The 679-nt window shown below is 28.6% G+C and carries 1 protein-coding gene; it reads right to left on the bottom strand.

The features are described from left to right. Positions 1 to 618: CDP-glycerol glycerophosphotransferase family protein (locus AX762_RS01745; RefSeq protein ID WP_177244014.1), on the bottom strand; the 618-nt coding region annotated here is incomplete at its 3' end. Positions 619 to 679: the final 61 nt, after the last annotated feature.

Below are 679 nucleotides of genomic sequence, written 5' to 3'. Positions count from 1 at the left end.
GGTTGGCATAATTATTATTTGTTTTTTTATATTTATATCGTATAGAGCATCAAACCTAGCCATGCCTAAGTATTTTACTACGTTGGATGGAAAATTATACTTCAATTTGACATACTCAAATTCAGGTTTAGCTCCACATACAAACAAATCTAAATTTATATTTGGGTATGTAAGTTCAGCTATATAGTCTTTAGTAATACCATGTTGCAAAAAGATTTTTTTCCCTCTTACTAAGCCAAAATTGTCAAGCTTATTAAACAAAGCTGCATCCGGAGAGTACCCCATAATATGCGTACTGATTTTTACATCTGATATCCAAAAATAGAGATAGTGCTTCAGACTTCTATATTCAATTATGTATCCTTTATTTTTTAATTTTTCTCTGTCAGGTGAATTTTTTGAAATTACAAAATAAGCTATTATTTCGGGATGCTTATCCCAAATATAATTGATAAGATGATAAGCATTGTCTCTAGCATCCATACCTCTTTCTGATACTAGTAAGATATTTTTATTTTTATCATTTAACCGCATAAAATATGCTGCTGGCCAAATTGACAAATACTTAAGTAACATTAATATCAAATAAACGTAGCGCTTTATTTTCGATTTTTTCATATAAATCACCTCAAATATATTTGCGAAAATTACAGTAAAAAAAATCAAGATTATCCCTAAA

It is taken from the genome of Alkalibacterium sp. 20, from assembly GCF_001885615.1.
GTDB lineage: Bacteria > Bacillota > Bacilli > Lactobacillales > Carnobacteriaceae_A > Alkalibacterium.
This window is presented reverse-complemented; position numbering and strand designations above follow the sequence as displayed.